An 887-nucleotide genomic window follows, 5' to 3' on the forward strand; every position below is an offset into this window, starting at 1 on the left:
ACAGGAAACTGGGTATAGCATTAAGGAAAAAGGAATCATCAAGGTACAAATTGAGGTGGGAGATAGAAAGGACATTTTCCATTCTTAAGGAAATACTGGGAATGGAGTACATCTGGTATGTTAGGCACAGGAATTATGATGTATCAATTGGAGAAATTATAGTTGCATACAACTGTATTGTAATGGCAAATAAAATAACCGGAATCTCAGGGAGGAAAATAATGTATATCGTAATATGAAGTATGTTTGGACACTCTTAGAGATATGTATTATATAAAAATATGGTGAATTACATACATCATAAAAGGTTTAAAATAAAGCTTTATGTTGAAATAATAATTATAATATGGTATTAATATGTATTTTTTGGTTCTGCTTAATAATCACCATTTAAAATCGATTTTATGATTTCTAATAAATTCTGATGATTATAAATTTAATATAAGGGTATCAATGGAATTAACTAAAACACTATAATATTTATATTAAAAAATAATACTGTATGTAAGGGAGCATGGGGTAATCAGGTATCCTAGAGGGCTCCAGTCAGTTTGTGATTAGCTAAAGGTCATCTGATTAAATGATGAATGACTGGAACGATGAAACATGGAAGAGACCCTTAGATCTGGGTTCAAATCCCAGTGCTCCCACATATTTTATTATATTTTCCATGCATAAAGCTCAAATTTAAAGCATATTCTTAGTATTATGGAATTTTTATATAATTATTAAAACCAAAATACCTGTTAAGTGAGATACTTATATTTCGGCATCTCCGTTATAAATTATTTATTGCCCCAATAAATCATAAAATATAAGTTTATCATTATATAAATATACCTGTATTTTAAATTATTTAAATTTTAACCAGATCGGAAGAGCACACG

General features: G+C 28.6%; 1 tRNA gene and 1 pseudogene. Both read left to right on the plus strand.

Annotation, left to right across the window (positions count from 1 at the left end):
* Positions 1–239, plus strand: a pseudogene (locus AOG54_RS09910) (transposase); the annotation flags it as partial.
* A 269-nt stretch (positions 240–508) separates the two neighbouring features.
* A tRNA-Trp gene (locus AOG54_RS04130) sits at positions 509–650 on the plus strand.
* The last annotated feature ends 237 nt before the right edge of the window (positions 651–887 follow it).

Source organism: Acidiplasma aeolicum, from assembly GCF_001402945.1.
In the GTDB taxonomy this organism is placed as follows: domain Archaea; phylum Thermoplasmatota; class Thermoplasmata; order Thermoplasmatales; family Thermoplasmataceae; genus Acidiplasma; species Acidiplasma aeolicum.